Source organism: Vibrio aerogenes (genome assembly GCF_024346755.1).
GTDB lineage: Bacteria > Pseudomonadota > Gammaproteobacteria > Enterobacterales > Vibrionaceae > Vibrio > Vibrio aerogenes.
On the sequence record NZ_AP024861.1, the window covers coordinates 3132597 to 3153682 of the forward strand.

A 21086-nucleotide genomic window follows, 5' to 3' on the forward strand; every position below is an offset into this window, starting at 1 on the left:
TCATTTCTCTTTAGTCTACGTCTACCAGTGCAGCTTTTACCGCATTACCAAGTTCGTCAGGATTAAATTTCGCGATAAATGCATTCGCGCCTACCCTTTCTACCATAGCCTGATTAAATACGCCACTCAATGATGAGTGAAGTATTACATAAAGATCTTTGAGCTGAGGGTTCCGACGAATTTCGGCAGTCAGTGTATAACCATCCATCTCAGGCATTTCGATATCAGAAATAACCAATGAGATGTGATTAAATATCCCGCCATCTTCTGCCAGTTCAACCAGTTTTTCGTAAGCCTGCTTACCATCGATGACAGCTATCACTTCAAAACCAATTGACTCAACTGCCCTTTGCACCTGTTTTCGGGCTACTGTGGAATCATCTGCAATTAAGACTCGCCGGATAAATTCTTTCTTCTCTTCTGCTTTTGTGATTTCTTCACTGATGGACTCATCCATCGTTTCATCTACAGGTGCAATTTCAGCCAGAATTTTTTCAACGTCAATCACTTCTACTAACTCATTATCAATATTTGTCACTGCAGTTAAGTAGTTAGCTTTTCCCGCACCTTCCGGAGGCGGTAAAATTTCCTCCCAGCGCATATTGACGATTCTTTCAACGGAACTGACTAAAAAAGCTTGTATTGACCGGTTAAATTCAGCAATAACAACAAAACTCTTTTCTATGTCAGTCGTCGCTCTGCCACCAATGGCAAGGCTTAAATCAATAACAGATACTGTTTGTCCCCGAATGTGAGCAACACCTTTTACCAGACGATGCAAATTTGGCATTTCAGTTAACTTCGGACACTGCAAAACTTCTTTTACTTTAAAGACATTGATACCGTAACGCTGGCGACCATTTAACCGGAAAGTCAGCAACTCCAGTCGATTCTGGCCGACAAGTTGTGTACGCTGATTCACAGTATCCAGAATACCCGACATAAGTCCATCTCCATCTATACAAACTTTTCTGAAAAAAGTGGTAGTCTACAACAAGTGATGAATTAACTAAGGGATATAAAAACGTGTCTTTCATTTCACATCCATTCCCTCTGCCTGTTACTAAGTGTAGAGCTTTCTTCAAACTTTTTTATAGCTTTATCGTATTTTTATCACTTTTCTTTAACGTTTTTGCTGAAGCAGCAACGCAGGAGCAAATCGCTCATATCCGGAAAACAGCAGAAAATTATGCACTTCAAAAACTGGAATTTCCTGCCGGAGGTAAAATAGCCGCGACTGCAGCCCCTCTTGATAATCGGATACAGGCCTCCGATTGTCCAACAGGATTAAATGCATTTTCATCCTCTAAAAGAGGTTCTGCTAGCAACATCACTGTTCTTGTTGAGTGTAAAGCCGAAAACTGGCGGGTATATGTACCCGTTCGCCTGAAAATTAAAATTCCGGCAGTCACTGCCAATCATCCTTTGAGCCGGGGACAAATCATTACTCAACAAGACGTTAGTGTTAGCATGGTAGATCTGCTTCGCTTCAGACAGCAAGGTTTTTCGTCAATAAATCAAGTTATAGGCGCAAAAGTTAAAAGAAATGTTACTTTAAATGATATGATTAACAATCATGATATTTGCATTGTCTGCCGGAATGATAAGGTTGTGATTAAAGCGGTAAAAAATGGCCTGACCATTACCACACACGGCATTGCACTCTCTGATGGAATTCAGGGAGAACAAATCAAAGTAAAAAACAATAAATCCAAACGGGTTATTGATGCAAAGGTATCAGGAATTAACGAAGTGACGGTACATTTTTAAACTTTTATTGCGCTTCGGGCAAAAAAACATCAGTTTTGGCAAAGAAAATGCTAAAGTATCCTTTAAGGACGTCGATATTGACGGTAAGTAGATATACATTTAATTAAGGCTCAGCTATGGCAAGCATTGATAACATTCGTTCTGGCCAGTCTCTGGCAAATACCAGTCGAAGCACGCAACGCGCGGAAACCAATGCATCTGAATCAAAAACTGAAACAACGAGGCAAAATGTTGCCTCTGATAAAGATGCTGTTTCTCTAAGTACGCAAGGAAAAGCACTTGGAGATATCCATAACAAATTATCGTCGTCACCTGCATTTGATAATGCAAAAGTCCAGGCAATTAAAGATGCAATTGCTAATGGTTCTTACAAAGTTGACGCAGAAAAACTCGCAGATAATATGATCAAGTTTGAAAAAGAACTTGGTAGTGCTTAATCTGAGCACCAAAGAATTAAAGCGGGCAGGTTAGTAAATCATGGCAATCTTAAAAGATTTACTCGAATTTCAGTTCACGAATGCACAATCATTATCTGAACTTTTAGATCAGGAAAAGATTGTCATTGCTAAACGTACATCGTCAGAAATTGAAGCGATTGCAAAGCAAAAAATTACGCTGATCAATCAGTTAAATGACACAGACCAGAGAATTGCAAATCATCCTGACTTGCCGGGCCTGCAACAGGATGAATCGCTGACAGAACTTGTCGAACAAACAAAAGTTCTGATTGCTGAGTGTCAACAGGTCAATATGGTCAATGGCGAAGCACTGAAACGAGCACAACTTAGTTTTAATAAACTAAATAATCTAATGCAACAAAGTCAGGGAAAAATCGGGATGACATATACTTCCGAAGGGCAAACCCGTTCCATATCAACATTGGGGACAAACATTAAAGCCTGATCCTGAATACAGATATAAAAAGTACAGATATAAAAAAAGCGCCGTCGGCGCTTTTTTTATATCTGTAATCAGAACGAATGACTGAGCGAGAACAAAGAACCTGAATATCAGAAAAGCGTTTGCTGGCGCTTATCTGGTACTTGCTGAACTTCACCGTAATCTCTCATCTGCTCCATTTTATTGACATTCAAGCGAAGCTCGGTCACATAGCTATCACCGACTTTATAGCTACGAACAACTTCAGCCCCGCGAATAACACCATCAACGGCACCAGAAGTTGCTTCCGTACCCAGCCGCTGATCGGATAATTCAGCGCGACCACTCACCCTCATCCCATAAACTTGTTCAGCCAGTTCACGGTAAGCATCAATCTTAGAAGCACGCATCGCCCGGACTTGTTTTTCTTTCAGAGTTCGTCCTTTTTGTTCACTGATAGATGCATATCCAACAGCCGTCAGCCAGTTATCTTTATTAAGCGTTTGCAAAGGCTGGCAGGCCATCAGAAATAATGCTGTTATTGATACTAACAAAAATTTCATTCAACACTCCTAAGGGCGCAATATGACAGTATAAGGCTGTGTGATCGTCGGATCAGAGCGGATCAACACCCCATCCTGAGTACGCATTGTATTCAACGTATCTAAATCACGTCCAATTCTGTCAGCCGGTAAGAAGCCCTGCGCTGTTGCAACAACAATGCGGGATTGCATACCAACAACTCTGGCATTGACGATAACACCACCTTCCTGACGTAGCATCGTGCCGGTCAGAACATATTGAATGGCTTGCTTCTCAGCCAGATTTTTCCAATCCCGGCTGAATGCAAAATCACCCTGTTGTGTCACCTTAATTGAACCTGTTGTTTTGAAGTCAACAACCTTAAACCCTCGCTGCTGTAACTGATGGATAAAACCTTCCGTTACAGAATTACCAAGCCAGTTCGTTGCATCCATATTCTGCAGGTCCACAAAAGAGGTAACAGCAATCGGTGTTCTTGCGGTCATACTCGTATTGGACTTGATCAGGTCCTCCGTCATACTCTCCACAAAAAAGTCTAATGTATGACGCGGACTTTCCATTAACATAAACTGAGATCCGCTATAGGAATCTTTACCATTGTATATAGGGGCATAGGAACATGCTGTCAGAGACAACACAAAAACCATTATTAGCCATCTTTTCATGTTCTGCTCTCCAGAAAACCCAGACAAAATTCAGTGCCCATATTTTGACGTAAATGTGGAACACTCTTTGCTTTTCTATTGATAATCAAGTCTTAGAAAAGCTTTGCCGATAATTGCTATCGTAAACAGCAAGCAAATTTTATACCCGAGTGGCAGAACATATATGAAAAAATTTCTAACTATTTTTATACTCATACTTACCGTGATGGCTGAAGCCCCTTCGGCCATGGCTGCCTGGTATGAAGTAACAGGGACTTCTTATGTCGTCTCATCTCAGAAGAAGGCGAGTGTTCAGGCGCTTGAAGACGCTATCTATCAGGCTGTGAGCTTTTCCGGAGCAGATATTGGCAGTATCAGTCCGCTATTTCCTCTGCTCGATTCAGATAAATCTGAGTTCCAGTTTACGAATCATGAAATTCGCTACATTCTTGTCGAGAAAAGAGAAATTAAAAATAATGTCATGTATGTCCATGCCAAAATTGATATTTATCCATCGGCAACAACTTGCCACATGAATGAATATAAGAAGACTTTTCTCATCAGTAACATTGATCTGGAATCTCCTCAACAAGCTGTTATGGGACAAATCTATGATCTTGGTGATGACTTCGCCCGGGTTATCGATAAGCAACTTTCCCAGGAATCACACAGCTTTGTTTCTGTCGGAACAACCAATTATGTCATCGACAAAAACCATCCGTCCCGGATTAAGATGATTGCCGAAGACAAAGGTGCGCAATATATTATTGGTGGAAAAATTACGGATGTAACTGCAACCATTTCTTCCAGTGCAGGTAAAGAAGTGATTAACCGGGAATTTGCTCTTGAAATGCATATTTTCGATGGTAAAACAGGCAACGAAGTTTATAAACAAAACTACCGCGAAATCGCACAGTGGCCTTTTCCTAAAACCAGTCAGATTGATACGCGAAGTGCCAGATTCTGGGCATCAGCTTATGGTGAAATGCTGCTTCGTCTGAGCCGGAAAATCATGCTGGATTTGGAGTCTGAATTTTCCTGCAAGATTACTCTGCCGGAAGTGGTGGCTAAATTTGGTAATAAAATCACGATGAATCTTGGCCGCCTGCACGGCGTTAAAACCGGCGATAAATTACAGCTTTGGCATACAGGTTCATTTATTGATCAGCATGGTATCCCCCGGAACAAAGTGACAAAGAGCAATATCACTCTGACAGTAAGCCGGATTTACGAAAAAGAAGCTGAACTCACGATAGATCAGGACGAATTAGCAGACAGCATTCAGATTGGTGATGTCATGCAAAAACAAAATTAAGTTCTTTTATCGCAGGTTTATCCCACAGGGCACTCAATGTGCCCTGTGTCATTTCAATCCATGATTAATCAATCTTCGCACCATATTCTTTCATCTCAGCGCGTTATTTTCTTCTGATCTACCTTCAGCTGTTAACTTGTGATCTTCATAAAATTTTTGCGTAAAAAAGCAAGTTTCGTCGTATTCAACAACATGATTCCTATCTGGTTTACCAGCTTGATCACGGTTTATCCTGCAAATGAAATTAAAATGAAATGACGTTTCTTTTTTTTAGATTCGATATTTCAATAAAAAGGATAACTCTATGAATAAGCATCTTGCCAGAGGGCTGAGTGCATCGGCTTTGTTCTGTATTTACTCTGCAACCGCGCTTCCTTTATATGATGTCACTGTTGCGACAGATGGATCAGGAGATTTTCGCTCTGTTCAGGAAGCAATTAATCATGCCCCGGATAACCAGCAACCGTATGTGATTTATATTCGAAACGGCATCTATCAGGAAAAACTAGAGGTAAAACGTTCAAATATTCATTTAATTGGTGAAGACAGAGATAAGACAGTCATCACGGCAACAACCGCCAATGGCACTTTTAATCCTGAAAAAGGGAAAAAATTCGGTACAACCGGGAGCCGGACGGTCAATATCGACGCTCCGGACTTCAGTGCTCAGTCTCTGACAATAGAAAACGGTTTTGATTATCCAGCTAATCAGGCAAAAGCCAAGGATGACCCAACCCGGGTCAAAAACACACAAGCTGTTGCACTCCTGATTTCAAATAAAGCGGATCGTGTACAGTTTAAAGATGTCAACCTGAAAAGCTATCAGGATACCTTCTACACCAAAGCCGGCAGGACTTATATAGATGATTCCCGGATTATGGGAACCGTTGACTTTATTTTCGGCCATGGTACTGCCTTATTTGAAGACAGTGATATCGTCGCCCGCTACCGGAGTGATGTCAAACCGGGAGCACCTCTCGGATACATTTCCGCGCCAAGTACGAATATCAAAAAACCATTTGGTCTTGTATTTAAAGATTGCCGCCTCAGTAAAGAAGATAAAGTACCGGCTCACAGTTATGGGCTCGGACGCCCATGGCACCCGACGACCAGATTTGCTGACGGGCGCTACGCGGATCCCAATGCCGTTGGTCATAGTGCATTCATTAATTGCCAGATGGATGATCACATTTATGGCTGGGACAAGATGAGCGGGAAAGACATCAACAAAAATAAAATCTGGTTCTATCCGGAAGATTCCCGCTTTTGGGAATTTCATAATACAGGACCTGGCGCGAATGCCCGGGACATCAAACGCCCTCAGCTGAGTGCAGAACAGTTAATGCACTATACGAATCAGGAAATTTTGTCAGGGTGGTCACCAGATATCACACTCGGAGCGAAAAGCACGATTCGGGGAGAAGTCGTCCACGCAAGTATGCGCTTCCCGGCGGTTATCACAATCAAAGATAGTGTTGGCAAGACCTTCGTGATTAATACGGACAAAAAAGGACGTTACCATACAAGTATTGCCGGCATGACAGCCCCACTCCTTGTTTCAGCGGATGATCAAAGTGGCGCATCCTGTCTGAAAAGCAATCAGTACCGCTCCATTTGCAGCAGTGCTATTGTGGCAGAAGTGACAAACAATGGCGTTACAACTGCGAACATCAAGCCTTTCAGTGATCTGGTTGTTTCCTCATTAGCCGCAAATGAAGGGATTAAAGGACCGCAATTACTGGTGGAAAATAAAAAACTTCCTCCTCTATCCCATAAAATCTGGACCGAAGCTAATCAACACTTTTCTGATGCTTTCAAAAATGTCATCAAACAGCATGGACTGAATCCGGAACAAAACTGGAATCCGGTGAGCTATTCAAAAGCCTATGCTCCCGTAATGCGGGAAATAGCCTCTCAGGTGATTCATAACCGGGGGTATGATACAAAAACCGGGCTTGCCTCAAAGACCTATCTGACTGATTTGGAATTTCGCCCGATTATCAACCTGGAAAAAGTCCCTTCATATCTTTTGCAGGATAACCAACTGGCTGAAACGCAAAAAGTTGTCAGAGAAGCGAAGAAACGTATCTTCATCGTGGGTGATTCAACGGCTTCAAACTATGAACCGGATGTTTACCCCAGAATGGGATGGGGTCAGGCATTTGATCAGCTAGTTTCCGATCATCAAGATATCCAGGTTGTGAATGCAGCCCGTTCAGGCAGAAGCTCGAGAGATTATATCAACGGCCGGTGGCTGAGCCATCTTGAGCCTTTGGTAAAACCGGGAGACTACCTGTTTATTCAGTTCAGCCATAATGACGAAAAATGTAATGGCGCGAAGAAAAAACGCGGACCGATTGACGTGGCGAACCTTTGTACTTATCCCAACGATAAACAAGGCCACCCACAGTATCCGGAAAATCATCAAGAGATGTCGCTTCAGTACACACTGGAAAAATATCTGAGCTTTGCCGAACACCATAAAATGCATCCGGTTATGCTGACGTCTGTCCCCCGGGCAAAAACCGTAAAAAATAAACCGGGCGTTCCGGTCAGACCGGTTCAGCATACGACGAAGCAGAACAAGCTTCACGGCTATCAATTCTTTGGCAGTTACACACAAACAGTGAAAGATACAGCAGCGAAACACCATGTTCCACTGCTGGATATGCAAAGCCGGGTAATGGAAATGGCGAATAAGACAACCGGTGATGAATGGAAACATCTGTGGCTGGCTGTCGATCCTGAAAAGTATCCTTTCTATAAAACCCGATCTTCAGGCACACTGCAGAAGCCGGATACGACCCACTTTCAGGAGCAAGGAGCCAGAAAAATTGCGAAGCTTGTCGTGAAAGAGATTAAACAGACAGATGCATTAAACCAACTCTCAACTTACCTGCCTTAACAGGTAAACAAACAATCCACCTGAATCAATACAGGTGGATTGTTTTAGGAAGATTGTTCTAAGTACATTGTTCTCTTCTAACTAATCTGCTCACTGATCAATGCCCTGATTTCTGCCAGTGTTGTTTCTTTTATCAACTGACCATTTTCAAATACGACCTCCAGCAGTCCCTGTTGTTCTTCAGCTTCTGTAACATCATCAAACAAGGTTAATTCACCATCAACATATTCAACCTTTAACAGTCCTCTCGCAGATTTTTTCTTGTTATCCGTCTTTGGATCTTTGTAAATTGCAAGACGCTCATTGTTTTTGACAACGCTTGTCGCTTTCACCGCTGAACCGTGTGTATCCCGTGTGACATATTGATAGCTGTAAGAACCGATACCCAATACAACTTTCGATGCAAACCCTTTATCCATTAAACGCTGTAATATCTGACGCTGTCGCTCAAGGGTGATTGCATCTCCATATATTGCGCCGATATGTTCATCAAGCAACTTAAAACCTTTGTCTGTGAATGTGCCACCAAAAATATCCCACAGGCACTCGATTAAACCTTTTATTTCGCATGGCATCAGCGAAACAGTTTCATGATCAATGCGCCCATAATAATTGCCATGCCAGCAATAAGCTTCAAAACCCGCTGAAAATGCTTCCTGCTCTGCCTGTTCTCTGGAGTGGCATAACTCAGCATAGTCTCTTATGGGTGAAAGTTGATACCCGGTGAGTATTTTGACCGGGTCACCTGAGTCCGGACGAATCACCAAACTGCCATCTCGCGCCAAAATATCTTCTTTTAACTGCGGCAAATAATCGGTCACTAAGGTCCAGAAATCCCAGGTATCAGACACAACGCTCAGAATACCGGCTGGAGATTGCTCTCGCATCAGATAGCGGAAAAATGCTATCTCACCTTCCATAATCCAGGAGCAGGTGACAGAGTGTTCCGTTGCATCAACAGAGCAACCAACAAGCTCTTTATCTACATCTGCACCATAATACTGCTCGGCAAATAAGACTGCCGGAATGGTGTCTGTGCCAGCCAGTCCGGAGGCCAGATGTCCGAAACCGCTCATCGCTGCAGCCTGCTTACCAAACATCCCGCGAAAGCTGAAGTCATGTCCCTGAAATGGCACAAAATCCATAGGTAATCCGGTTTTCTCAGCAAACTCTCTGAATACTTTTAAATAAGCCACAGACGTTGTCGCACTGGTTTGAATTGGCCAGTTCTCACAACTCAATACAGTTTCAATCATATTGGTCAGCCACTGAAAACCAGGTTGTGTATTGACAATCGTCATCGGGGGAACCTGATACGGCACTAAGGTACCTTCAGGTAACGCTTTAATTTTAAGTGGTAAATACCCAAGTTCATGGAGCGCTTCAAGATACGATACATCAACTTTATATCCCAGCATCGCACTCATAATTCGTTGGTGATTGGCCACCGCTGTTGCTTTATCTGCTTTGAAAAATGAATCCCACTCTTCCTGCAAGTAGCTTTTAATAAAATACTGAAGTCCGACAAACGCAACTTTATCGTTTGCATCAACATTACTAAACCTGCCACTTCTGGAAGTATAATTCGCATAAACTTCCGTTACGTCCGGATGATATGCCCGGCCATGAAACTCTTTATAAACGTCTTTCTGCATCGTAGCTGCATGGTTTGCCATCTTACTCACCTTATTATCCTAACCGGTTGATTACATGAAACTGAACGCCTGAGCTTTGTATATAACTATCCTGAGAGCGAAATGAGTCTGTGGTATAAATCTCATCAATTACACCTTCAAATACTTCAAGACCCTGAGAAAAAATACCGTGAGTAACGAACAGGGAAATTTTACCCGCCCCTTTTTCTTTCAACACTTTAGCCAACTCAATAAATGTTCTGCCACCATCGCAGATATCGTCCACGATCAAGACATCCCGACCGGCCACCTGTCCGTAGATTTCAGTTTTCTCTATCTCACCAGTTTTCAGATTTCTGGCCTTATGTGCCTGAACGACACCAACCTGTCCTCCGAAAGCAGCAGCGATATGCTGAATTTTTTTACTGGCCCCCGCATCCGGCGCAACCAACAGAAATTTACCTGACGCCAGCCGCTGCCATAATCCAGGACAGCTTTTTAACAACTCGGTCTGAGACACATTTTGCACACGCTGTAACAATGCAGCTGATACATCACTATGCACGTCCCACACCGTCACTTTTGCAAACTGACATTGGTTGATCAGCGTTGCCATCACAGAGGCGCCCAATGCCTCACCTGTAACACATACCCGGTCTTGACGGGCGTATGGAAAATAAGGCATCACCAGTTCGACCGGAATCTGCTTTGCGGTTAAACGATTGAGCGCATCTGCTGCCATCATCAAACGCATTACACCAGCGGCATTGGTCAGGCGGGCAACAATCTCTACTTTTTTAACCCGGCTGAAATCATGCTGACTAAAGCGAATATGTTCCTCCCCACCGCTAAATGTAAAGCTTTCAAAAGGAAGCACCTGTTTCATCCCATCAAAATCATAACTAAATACCTGCATACCAACCTCAATTAGTGTCCCTAAGACACAATTAGAATAACAAACCAAAATCAGCCATGTCAACAAATAATGTCACAAGGACACAAATAATTTATTCAAGTAACAGAATCACTGCATTTGATAATGAAAAATGAATCATCTAATGTGTCTGGAAAATCCGTCAATGCTCTGGATATACTCAGAAATGAATGACTCTTACGATATAAGCCAATATAAAAATCCATTATTTACTGTTGATAGCGTCTTGTTTACGGTAAAAGATCAGATGCTGAAAGTACTGCTGGTTAAGCGGGCAAATGATCCATTTTCCGGATGCTGGGGATTGCCGGGAGGTTTTGTTGATATTGGCACTGACGATACGACAGACATGACCGCTCTGAGGAAACTGAAAGAAAAAACAGATATTGCTCCCCAATATCTTGAACAACTTCAGGTGTTTTCAGGACAAGACAGAGATCCAAGAGGCTTTAGTGTTACCCTCGTTTATTATGCTTTAATTGCTGAACAGGATGTGGCTTCTCATCTTGAAACCATTCAGGATGTCCAGTGGATCGATGTGAATAAAGTTGAATCTATTCCGGTTGCTTTTGATCATCAGAAAATTATCCGGCACGCCCACCAAAGGCTGCAACAAAAAGCATTGTATTCAATGGTTCCGGTCTATTGTCTGCCAGAGCTTTTTACCATTGGACAGCTCAAAACTGTGATTGAAACAATCATCGGTAAAACGATTCAGCGTAAGAGCCTGATTCGCAGGATTGAAGCTTCTGACATGTTTGAAATGCAGGATGAAAAAGTTAAATCAGGCGGCAGAAAAGCGCAACTTTATAAAATCAAACCCGGTGTTGATATCGTCAATTTTGAGCGCAATTTGAGCTCGTAACAGCATTCTGAGTAAAGCCGGATAAAAACATGATGAATTCTAAGGCAATGAAATCAAAAAACTATACTTTTCTCTTCACTGACAAAATGAAATAGGTATACTACGCAAGAGTTTCATCAGTCCCCTTAGTTCAGCCGGATAGAACAAGGACCTCCTAAGTCTTAGACACAGGTTCGAATCCTGTAGGGGACGCCATTCCAGCTTATCACCTTCATGTCTCAATATATCATCACCTTTGATAGCCGGTTGCAATTCTCAGCTACTAATCTACATATAACTGTCATAAAATAATTCCCTGTTCATGACGACACTGAGAGATAATTTTGAGCGCTAAGTTTACTTACCTTGCCTGGCAATTTCATACCCAAACTCCGGTTGAAAAACTTGTATTGCTGATGCTTGCCGACAGCTCCGATCAACAGGGTGTTGTATTACTTGATCTTGAACAGGCCGCCCCTTTATGTTCTTTGTCAACTTATGCTTTAGCTGATTGTCTGACGAACCTGGCACAACAGGGCTTGATAGAAAAAGAAGGGCTTGAGCGCAGAAAAGGGAAAGAAATCCATATCTTCCGGATCATGGAAAAAACTGAACAGCCAGCTCCGTCTCCGGTACAGCAACAACCAGCAGAAGTCATGCTTTCAAATCCGCCATCCTCATCGATCGGACAGGTTGCTCCATCCCCCACAACCATTCCCGAGTGGGCAAAAAAAGAATTGTCTTTTAATGGCATCAACAGTCAGATTCAGCAACAAATCTGGGACACTTTCACAAGCTCGATAGATTTTAGCCAGCTGTCATGTACCCCATTAGCCCGGCTGGAAAGACATCTGCAAAACTGGCTTCAGGAACAGGGGCAAAATAAGCAAAAACAATTTTCAGGCTCGCCAGATACCAAAAGTCAACACCGACATGCAATGAATCACTTTACAAAGCCAGTCACCGTGAACCAAAATGACAGACAGGAGTTTGTTTCCACTCACGATCTGGACGAGTATGAAATACCATCATGGGCTGAGAAAGCATTCAGGTTTTCTGCTGTGACGACGGATCATCAATTGATCTGGCAAAAATTTGTCCTCTGGCACAAATCGAAAGCAAACGAATTACTCGCCGTCAGTAAATTAGAGAATAAGCTGAAATATTGGTTAGCCAACGAGAAATTAAATGAAGACAGAAAAACGCGGACCCAAGGACATTCAGGCACTGCAGAACAAACTCAGGGAGATGGGCATCGACGCAAACTTAGCCCATCTGAACGCTTCCGGCAACAACTCATCCAGCAAGGGAAAAAACCAACCTTCTGATGAATCTGATGTTTATGAGCAGCCCCCGGCATCTCAGCAAAATAACGATTTACCCTCAGACTGGTGTAATCATGTGTTCGGTTCCTTTCTCAGCATTTATGAAACCCAGTGGGAATACCAGTATGGGAGCCTGCCAACCGGCAGATTTATTGAATTTTCCGAAGCGATTGATGCAGAAAAACTGAACCGGTTATTAAAACACTGTCATGAGCGGATTCAGACAGGCAACAGCTGGCCGCCACAAATGGGCGAACTCTGGGTCCTGAAAGATGCCCTCACGGCTGAAGAACTGTTAGACAGCCGTATCCGTGTATTATCCAGAATGCCTGCCAGTCAAATCGAAAAATGGCTGGTGCAAAATAAACTATTTAACCTGAAACACCTTGCTGAAAATAAACTCGACGAACAGTTTAAAAAATATTACTTAGAGGCAAAACGTCTTCAGGAGAAAGGGCTTTTGCATACAGAAGCACCCGAATCATCTCTTCTTGGTAACCATTCAGTTAAAAACCTGAATGATGTCATGCGAGAGGCATATGAACAAAAACATGGCAGGCAGCTTCATCCCCGGATTCGGCAGATTATCGATCATAATAATGATGAATAAAGTCAATATCAGCGGCTAAAGCATGTCCTGATTACCCGATAATGAAACCACAAAAAAAGCGCCTGACGGCGCTTTTTAATTTAGGGGGAAATCATTATAAGTTACGATTTAATTAAAGTTTTGTAACGTCTGACTTGCTAACCTGACAAGATTTAGAGTTCCACTGAGACTTACCACCATGCAGTTTTGGTGATTCACCATCTTTTTTCTGAACACCTTTAAACTCTTGACAAACGTGTGGCTTGTCTTTTTTCTGATCGTAGTTTTTGATTTTCAGCTTACGGATTTTCGCCACATCACCAAAGTTAGTATTTACACCAGCAATACTACCGATTTTTGCGTCAACTTTAACGTTATCAATAACCAGTTTTCTTGGACCACCGTTGTTTGTACAGTTACCACATGAACGCCACATTTTACCGTGTTCACCTTTCAGAGTGAAACCACCTTTTACAGTAATTGTTGTGCCATTTTTTGCATTATGCTGGAAAACTTTGTCTGGTTTGCCACCAGGGCCACTTTTACTGTTGTAAGCCATACCACCGATAATTGTCATCGATTTCGCTGTTTTAGTCAGTGTTGCCGCATCTTCACAAATGTCTTGCCAAACAACGTTTTGAAGCGTGCAGTTTCCTGATTTACAGTGGATACCGTCAGAACCACCACTTTTGGACAGTTTAACGTTTTTCACTGTTGCATTGATTAACGTTAATACAGGCGGCTGCTTCTCATCATCACCATCACAACTCAAACCAATTGTCTTACCACCACAGTCAACGGTTTCATTTTTGAATGTTGCACCCGCTTTACATTTGCTTGAACCCGTTGTTTCAATCAAATCAGATAATTGTGGCACAGTGCTTGATGCATTTGATAAGTGAGATTCACCCGTATCATCATAAACTTTTACCCAGTACCAGTAATCTTTATATGCACTTGCATCTTCATCTTCAGCAACGAAACGATCAGTGTCGATTGCAGAAAGTTGTGTTGCATCATCAAAAGAACTGGTTTCACTACGGTATACTTCCTGACGAGCCACTGAATTGACATCAGTTGACCACGTCAATATATTTTCACCATTTTCTTGAGTTAACATTAAAGTTGTATCTGCTGCAAAAGCCGTTGATACGGATGCAGAGATTGCCATGACAAGTGAAGCAATCTTCACTGACGTTTTTATTAATTTCATATTTTTAACACCTTCGTTTTAAACAACCACGAACAATATGAAACATCGGTTTAATTTATGCAAAAGCTTTTTTCATTCATTATTAAAATTTGTGGATTCAGACAATAAAATAATAAAACAATATTGACATAAGAATAAGTTAAACGGTATGCAGGTATAAATAATTAAATAAATAAAAAACATTTCATAATATTTAATAAATTACAACATTTTAACAACAATCCCTTTAAAAACATATAATTACATATATGGAACAATATACCAAATAATAAAATAACTACACAACCCCAGTGCTAAACTATATTCAGCAGTGTAAATTACTTTTCAAAAACAGCTCATGAGAATATAAACAGAATAGGTGTAGATAAAGATCATCACAATGATATAAAACTTCTTTTACATAAACATATTTTAGAGTAATAACTTAATTTTAAATTACCGTACAGGTCACTAATTAATTAGTATCATTAAGATCTCATGAAATACTGTTTTTCCTGAAAAAATCACATTCCACTCACATTGACAAATAATTATATTGTGAGGTAAATCATAGATAGATTGATAATATAATTAATAGCAATCAATAAATAACACGTCGTTTTTTATTTTTATATTAATAAACTAATCATTTATTAATTCGGATAATCACTTTTATTGTTTTAAATCACAATAAGTCTGATATCTGTCAAAAAGTATTCTGCTTTGCCAGCTTAATCACCTTTTCTGTCATACCAACTTATTTTCTGTTAAACATTAACATCGGTAACACTGAATGCATTCGTTCATTTTCTTGAGTTCAAAAGCACTGGATACCTTTTGAATAAAGATAATGATTCATAAAGAGGTGGTGATAACAGCGGGATGCTCAAATCCTATCTATATTCATAGTGAACCTGTGTTTAAGATATCTTGAAAAGTTATCATCAAAACATCTCAAACAGCCAAATGAAAGAGAGAGATCACAGAATATCAACACAAAATATATGAAGGTCAGCCCGCAAAACAGAAAAAATATGAACGACGAAATGACGTCAGGGTACATGAGCCAGCCACGTATCATATGGCTGTAATGAATGTTGTCATAAACTGATTTTCTGAATAGTTTCAAGACTTAAATAGTAACCAGAAAACAAAAGTGAGTACATTCAATCAATAGAATTGACATTTTGCTTACAAACAAGTGTTCTCTGGTATGATATCTTTTCGGGTATTTCAGTGTTGAATATTATGTCAGTAAAATGATAACTTAAACACTAAAAAGACGTGCTTCACCTGAAGTACAAATTAGTCTAGTATTGTTATTAATAAAAATATCCATAACTCGTGAATGAAAAAAAGTAATCTGGAAACGAACACAGGTCATCGCTTCATCTCTAAAGCGAAAACAGCCTACAAAATTCATATCCACACACCAGATGACAAAGTATTGCACCGCTCAGTCGGATTTATCCGGATTGGCGATAAGAAAGGTCTGAAGAAGGCCATCAAACTACGCAATGAACTTGGTCGTCAAATGTGGGGAAGGTTTTGGCGTATGCTATTGAAAGATCCTTACCTGATGACCCGTCTTCCCCATAGCCTTGAACCTAAAATAATTTATAAGCCCAGACCAACCAAAGATAACCCTGATTACAGGGATGCTTGCTACATAGCAGCATGGCGAACATATACTGAAGATGGTACCTGCCACTTCAAAAGTGTTGTCTGCTCTATCAATAAGCATGGTAAATTAGCGGCTTACAGTAAAACCAAGAAAGCACTGCTTGAAGCGCATAAAGACTATCTTGACATACTGCTTTACATGGGAAGACTCAACAGCATTGATTTAAAATAACATCACCATCTCACCAACCCCAAAAATCAGAACAAGGTACCTGACCTGTCCGCACACCTGAATACTGATAACTTTTCTGTTGAATTGACGCTTGTCTTTGTCCACGATTCCGGTGGAAAAGTATCTCCATGGCGTGTTTATCTTTCCCGGATACAAAAAATGCCGGCTTTCATGCCAGCATTCTCATCATTCAGAAATAGATCTTATTGAGCATTTGCTTCTCTGGCTTCGATAAAGGCAATTGCCATCTCAATACGTTGAACCACCCGCGCCTTACCAATCAGATTCATGGTTGCATCAACAGATGGTGACTGGCCGATACCAGTGACGGCAACACGTAATGGCATTCCAACTTTACCCATCCCCACTTCAAGCGCTTCACATACATCAGCAATCACCTGATGCAGATTCTCTGTATTCCACACTGTAAGCGCTTTTATTTTTTCTAACGCAAGAGAAAGTGGTGCTTTGGCAACGCCTCTCAGATGCTTTTTCGCAGCGCCTGGCTCAAAATCATCAAAGTCTTCGTAAAAATAGCGGGATTGTTGTGCCAGTTCGACCAATGTATTACAGCGCTCACCCACCAACTGAATCACATCAGTAATTGCAGGGCCATTTTCTTTGTGAATTCCCTGCTGGTCCAGATGCCATTGTAAATGTTTAGCCACATATTCAGGATCTGAGTTTTTAATGTATTGATTATTCAGCCAAAGCAGTTTATCAGTATTAAATGCCGAAGCAGATTTGCTGATAGCATCCAGGCTAAAATATTCAATCATTTCATCCCGGGTGAAGATCTCCTGGTCACCATGAGACCATCCCAAACGAACCAGATAGTTATTGAGTGCGTTCGGTAAATAACCTTCATCACGATACTGCATGACAGAAACCGCACCATGTCGCTTAGATAATTTTGCACCATCGTCACCTAAAATCATGGCGCAATGTGCGAAAGTCGGCACAGGCGCTTCCAGCGCCAGATAAATATTAATCTGCCGGGCTGTATTGTTGATATGATCTTCACCACGTACGACATGAGTAATCCCCATATCCCAGTCATCAACAACAACACAAAAGTTATATGTTGGGGAACCGTCAGTCCTGCGGATAATCAGATCATCAAGCTGATCATTGCGGATTTCAATCCGGCCCCGGATCTGATCATCAAAAACAACACTTCCCTCTTTGGGATTACAAAAACGTACCACATATGGGTCGCCGTCTTTCGCTGCTTCATTGACCGCTTTAATCTTTGGATGGTTGGCATCATAACGCGGGTGTTCTTTATTGGCTTCCTGCTCAGCCCGGATTTCATCCAATAAATCTTTCGATGCATAGCACTTATAAGCTTTACCAGCGGCCAGCAGTTGGTCGACCACTTCATTGTAGCGATCAAAACGTTTTGTCTGATAGTACGGACCTTCATCCCAGTTCAGCTCTAACCAGCTCATCCCTTCAAGAATTGCATCGACTGCTTCCTGAGTGGAGCGCTCCAGATCTGTATCTTCAATCCGTAAGACAAACTCTCCGCCCTGATTCTTCGCATAGAGCCAGGAATAAAGTGCTGTACGTGCACCACCAACATGAAGAAACCCGGTCGGGCTTGGAGCAAAACGCGTTTTAACCGTCATTATGATTTACCTTTAATTCAGATACTTCAGATGGCTGCTCATTGAGCCAAAATTTGGCCGTATTCTAGCACTCGCTTATCTGTTCAGACAATGACCCTTTGATTTTTTACTTCTCAGCAAACCGGTTGTAAAGCTCTGACCGTTCTCAGTGCCGCGTTCAATTCACCACCTTGAGGTCACTTAAGGATAAGCACTTGACCTTTCCCTTAAGTCAGGGTTTATCGTTGCATACTCAAGATGACCAGAAGAGGAACACCTATGAACCACTTCACCCTCCCTTTGTCCGGACTTCACTGTATGGGCTGTGTCCGGAAGGTTGAGAGAAGCCTGAATGAGCTGAATGATACAAATATTCATCATATCTCGGTGAATGAGCTGGATATAGAAACAAGTGCATCGCTGCATGAAGTGACCGAAAAAATCAAAGCACTTGGATTTGAGTCCGGAGTAAAAAAATCATACAAACTCACGGGTCTTCACTGTGGAAAATGCGTCAAAAAGGTCAAGGAACTTCTGGAAGCATCGGGTGAAAACAGTCATATTCAGGTGACAAAAGAAACTTTATCCCTCATTTCTCTCCAGTCAGATGCCGGGATTCAGGAACAAATCGCTTCGCTTGGATTCGAAGCGATTCCGGAAACAGGTCAAACCGCAAATATTTCTGTAGCCAAGCAAATATCAAAAGAATCCTCTCCCCCAAAAGAAGAAATCACAGATCAAGCGCAGGATAAAGAGATTTTGGCGCAATCCTCAATTCATCTGCTGATTCAGGGGATGACATGTGCCAGTTGCGTTTCATCTGTTGAAAAAGCACTGTCATCAGTCAACGGGGTTGAGAGAGTTCAGGTGAATCTGGCAGAGCAATGTGCTGAGGTGTACAGTCGTCATGAACAGTCCGATATTCAGGACTTAATCAGTGCCGTTCAAAAGGCTGGATATGATGCTGAAGAAACCGGGGACTTACTTCAGCAACAGGAAAAACAGCAAATTGCTTTTCAGTCTGTCATTAAAAGACATCAGACCAACGCTTTCATGGGCCTCTCTGTTGGCATTCCCATCATGCTATGGGGGATTCTGGGTGGCACAATGGCCGTTGAAACCCGGACGGAGCAATCAGGGTGGGGCGCAATCGGTATCATTTGCCTGCTGCTGTTATGTACCTCCGGCAAATCATTCTTTCAGAATGCCTGGCAATCACTCCGGCACCGCAGAGCTACGATGGATACGCTTATCGCTTTAGGTACTGGCGCTGCGTGGCTCTATTCTGTGGCTGTCGTTTTGTTCCCTCAGTGGTTTCCTTCGCAGGCACGGCATGTCTACTTTGAAGCCAGTGCCATGATTATTGGCCTGATTTCACTCGGTCATGCAATCGAAATCAAAGCCAAATCAAAAACAACGCAATCACTACAGGCACTCATTGACTTACAACCACAGCAAGCAACGTTAGTAACGGACGGTGGCGACCAGCCAATTGCAGTCAGTGCAATCAACCAGGGCATGATATTAAGAATAAAACCCGGCGACAAAATTCCGGTCGATGGCATGATTTCAGAAGGGGAATCTTATCTGGATGAATCAATGCTCACCGGCGAACCTATTCCGGTTTTTAAATCAGCAGGAGACAAAGTTTCAGCAGGGACACTGAATCATGACGGCAGCTTAATTATGACCGCAACCGGCACGGGAAGTCATACGATGTTATCCCGTATTATTCAGATGGTCAGGCGTGCGCAAAGCAGTAAACCACCCATGGCCAGAATTGCGGATCAAATTGCGTCTGTATTCGTCCCCGTCGTTGTCGTTATTGCTGTATTTTCAGCATTGATGTGGTTCTGGTTTGGCCCTGAGCCTAAAATCAATCATATGCTGATCGCCGCCACAACCGTTCTGATCATTGCCTGCCCCTGCGCACTGGGACTGGCTACACCACTTTCAGTAACTGCGGGCATAGGAAAAGCAGCAGAAATGGGCATTCTCATCCGTGATGCAGATGTGCTTCAGACTGCAAGCCAGATAGATACCGTTGTTTTTGATAAAACAGGTACCCTGACAGAAGGCAAACCGAAAGTCCGGCACATTAAGACGATCGATGTTACTCAGGATGAGTTGCTTTCGGTTCTCTATGCCATCGAGCAACAATCAGATCATCCTGTCGCAAAAGCCATTTGTGAATATGCAGCAGAGAATCATATCACACCAGCTGAAACCCAAGATTTTAAGAATTTGAGCGGCAGAGGCCTGAAAGCCAGTTACCGGGGAGAGCATGTTCATGTCGGCTCGGTGCAGCATATGCAGATGCTCGGCATATCGCTTGACCCGGTTGAGCATGTCATCACACAAACTGAACAACAGGCTCAAACCCCCATCGTCGTCGCGATTGGTCAGGATGTCCGGGGCGTCATTTCTCTCTCCGATCAAATCAAATCAGATGCGCATGAAATTATCCGTCAGCTGAAATCAAATGGTATCCATACGGTGATGTTGACCGGTGATAATCAGGCTGTCGCCAAATCCGTTGCAAACAACCTGGATATTGAGACAGTTTTTGCTCAGGTTTTGCCGGATCAGAAAGCAGCCCATATCCGTCATTTACAGCAACAGGGATTTTGTGTCGCCATGATAGGAGACGGAATTAATGATGCACCTGCACTGGCACAGGCAGATTTGGGCGTAGCTATGGGATACGGAAGCGATATTGCCATCGAAAGTGCTCAGGTTACTTTTCTTCATCATTCACCCTTGATGATTCTGAACACAATCAAATTATCTCAGGCCGTACTTAAAAATATTAAACAGAATTTACTGGGCGCTTTTTTCTACAACACTCTGGGTATCCCTGTTGCAGCCGGTATACTCTACCCTGTATTTGGCTTTTTACTGAATCCGGTGATTGCCGGAGCAGCAATGGCACTCTCATCAATTACAGTCGTCAGTAACGCAAACCGGCTTAACCGATTCAGTCTGAATGCTGTACCACATACTGCCGGGAAACAAAGCGCAGACAAAAGCAACGGATGATAAAAAAA

The 21086-nt window shown here is 42.2% G+C and carries 17 protein-coding genes and 1 tRNA gene; 11 read left to right on the plus strand and 7 right to left on the minus strand.

Annotated elements, in window-relative coordinates; translation table 11 throughout:
- Positions 1–10 precede the first annotated feature (10 nt).
- A complete protein-coding gene (locus tag OCV29_RS13875) occupies positions 11–943 on the minus strand; it encodes a chemotaxis protein CheV (protein WP_073602456.1) in 933 nt (310 codons plus the stop codon).
- 92 nt (positions 944–1035) lie between these two features.
- On the opposite strand from OCV29_RS13875, the gene flgA reads away from it, so the two are divergent.
- The 3 genes from flgA (at position 1036) to OCV29_RS13890 (ending at position 2673) form a co-directional block, all read left to right on the plus strand.
- Positions 1036–1770 carry a flagellar basal body P-ring formation chaperone FlgA gene (flgA, locus tag OCV29_RS13880; protein ID WP_370737166.1) on the plus strand — a complete coding sequence of 245 codons (735 nt, stop codon included), beginning with the start codon at positions 1036–1038 and terminating at the stop codon, positions 1768–1770.
- Between the two features lie 116 nt (positions 1771–1886).
- Positions 1887–2207 (plus strand): flagellar biosynthesis anti-sigma factor FlgM, encoded by a 321-nt coding sequence (gene flgM, locus OCV29_RS13885; protein WP_073602458.1) that lies wholly within the window; start codon positions 1887–1889, stop codon positions 2205–2207.
- Between the two features lie 40 nt (positions 2208–2247).
- Positions 2248–2673, plus strand: a complete 426-nt coding sequence (locus OCV29_RS13890) for a flagella synthesis protein FlgN (protein ID WP_073602459.1) — start codon at positions 2248–2250, stop codon at positions 2671–2673.
- Between the two features lie 107 nt (positions 2674–2780).
- Here the strand turns inward: OCV29_RS13890 and flgP are convergent, their stop codons facing one another.
- Together flgP and OCV29_RS13900 are read right to left on the minus strand one after the other, a co-directional pair.
- Positions 2781–3212: a flagellar assembly lipoprotein FlgP gene (gene flgP / locus OCV29_RS13895; protein ID WP_073602460.1), complete on the minus strand. Its 432-nt coding sequence runs from the start codon at positions 3210–3212 to the stop codon at positions 2781–2783.
- A gap of 9 nt (positions 3213–3221) precedes the next feature.
- On the minus strand, positions 3222–3857 hold the full coding sequence (locus OCV29_RS13900; RefSeq protein WP_073581162.1) for a FlgO family outer membrane protein: 636 nt from the start codon (positions 3855–3857) through the stop codon (positions 3222–3224).
- A 163-nt stretch (positions 3858–4020) separates the two neighbouring features.
- Between OCV29_RS13900 and OCV29_RS13905 the strand changes: the two genes are divergently transcribed.
- Both OCV29_RS13905 and OCV29_RS13910 read left to right on the plus strand, forming a co-directional pair.
- The gene (locus OCV29_RS13905) at positions 4021–5151 is read left to right on the plus strand and encodes a flagellar assembly protein FlgT (protein WP_073602461.1); all 1131 of its coding nucleotides are present in this window, start codon (positions 4021–4023) and stop codon (positions 5149–5151) included.
- A gap of 304 nt (positions 5152–5455) precedes the next feature.
- A complete protein-coding gene (locus tag OCV29_RS13910; protein WP_261887334.1) occupies positions 5456–8056 on the plus strand; it encodes a pectinesterase family protein in 2601 nt (866 codons plus the stop codon).
- A 77-nt stretch (positions 8057–8133) separates the two neighbouring features.
- On the opposite strand, the gene OCV29_RS13915 is transcribed toward OCV29_RS13910, so the two are convergent.
- Both OCV29_RS13915 and prs read right to left on the minus strand, forming a co-directional pair.
- Positions 8134–9732: a nicotinate phosphoribosyltransferase gene (locus OCV29_RS13915; protein WP_073602463.1), complete on the minus strand. Its 1599-nt coding sequence runs from the start codon at positions 9730–9732 to the stop codon at positions 8134–8136.
- A 13-nt stretch (positions 9733–9745) separates the two neighbouring features.
- On the minus strand, positions 9746–10606 hold the full coding sequence (gene prs / locus OCV29_RS13920; protein WP_073602464.1) for a ribose-phosphate diphosphokinase: 861 nt from the start codon (positions 10604–10606) through the stop codon (positions 9746–9748).
- Positions 10607–10790: 184 nt separating this feature from the next.
- Here prs and OCV29_RS13925 point away from each other — a divergent pair, with 184 nt between their 5' ends.
- The 4 genes from OCV29_RS13925 to OCV29_RS13940 all read left to right on the plus strand — a co-directional run bounded on the left by OCV29_RS13925 (position 10791) and on the right by OCV29_RS13940 (position 13403).
- Positions 10791–11489, plus strand: a complete 699-nt coding sequence (locus tag OCV29_RS13925) for an NUDIX hydrolase (protein ID WP_073602687.1) — start codon at positions 10791–10793, stop codon at positions 11487–11489.
- A gap of 119 nt (positions 11490–11608) precedes the next feature.
- Positions 11609–11684: transfer RNA gene (locus OCV29_RS13930), tRNA-Arg, on the plus strand.
- Positions 11685–11812: 128 nt separating this feature from the next.
- The gene (locus OCV29_RS13935; RefSeq protein WP_073602465.1) at positions 11813–12796 is read left to right on the plus strand and encodes a hypothetical protein; all 984 of its coding nucleotides are present in this window, start codon (positions 11813–11815) and stop codon (positions 12794–12796) included.
- Positions 12717–13403 carry a hypothetical protein gene (locus OCV29_RS13940; protein WP_073602466.1) on the plus strand — a complete coding sequence of 229 codons (687 nt, stop codon included), beginning with the start codon at positions 12717–12719 and terminating at the stop codon, positions 13401–13403. The genes OCV29_RS13935 and OCV29_RS13940 overlap by 80 nt, the downstream gene beginning before the upstream one ends.
- Positions 13404–13515: 112 nt before the next feature.
- On the opposite strand, the gene OCV29_RS13945 is transcribed toward OCV29_RS13940, so the two are convergent.
- Positions 13516–14595 (minus strand): pectate lyase, encoded by a 1080-nt coding sequence (locus OCV29_RS13945; RefSeq protein ID WP_073602467.1) that lies wholly within the window; start codon positions 14593–14595, stop codon positions 13516–13518.
- A gap of 1327 nt (positions 14596–15922) precedes the next feature.
- On the opposite strand from OCV29_RS13945, the gene OCV29_RS13950 reads away from it, so the two are divergent.
- Positions 15923–16429: a Fe3+-citrate ABC transporter substrate-binding protein gene (locus OCV29_RS13950; RefSeq protein WP_073602468.1), complete on the plus strand. Its 507-nt coding sequence runs from the start codon at positions 15923–15925 to the stop codon at positions 16427–16429.
- Between the two features lie 203 nt (positions 16430–16632).
- On the opposite strand, the gene gltX is transcribed toward OCV29_RS13950, so the two are convergent.
- On the minus strand, positions 16633–18060 hold the full coding sequence (gene gltX, locus OCV29_RS13955) for a glutamate--tRNA ligase (protein WP_073602469.1): 1428 nt from the start codon (positions 18058–18060) through the stop codon (positions 16633–16635).
- A gap of 258 nt (positions 18061–18318) precedes the next feature.
- Between gltX and OCV29_RS13960 the strand changes: the two genes are divergently transcribed.
- Positions 18319–21078 (plus strand): heavy metal translocating P-type ATPase, encoded by a 2760-nt coding sequence (locus OCV29_RS13960; protein WP_084193229.1) that lies wholly within the window; start codon positions 18319–18321, stop codon positions 21076–21078.
- Positions 21079–21086: the final 8 nt, after the last annotated feature.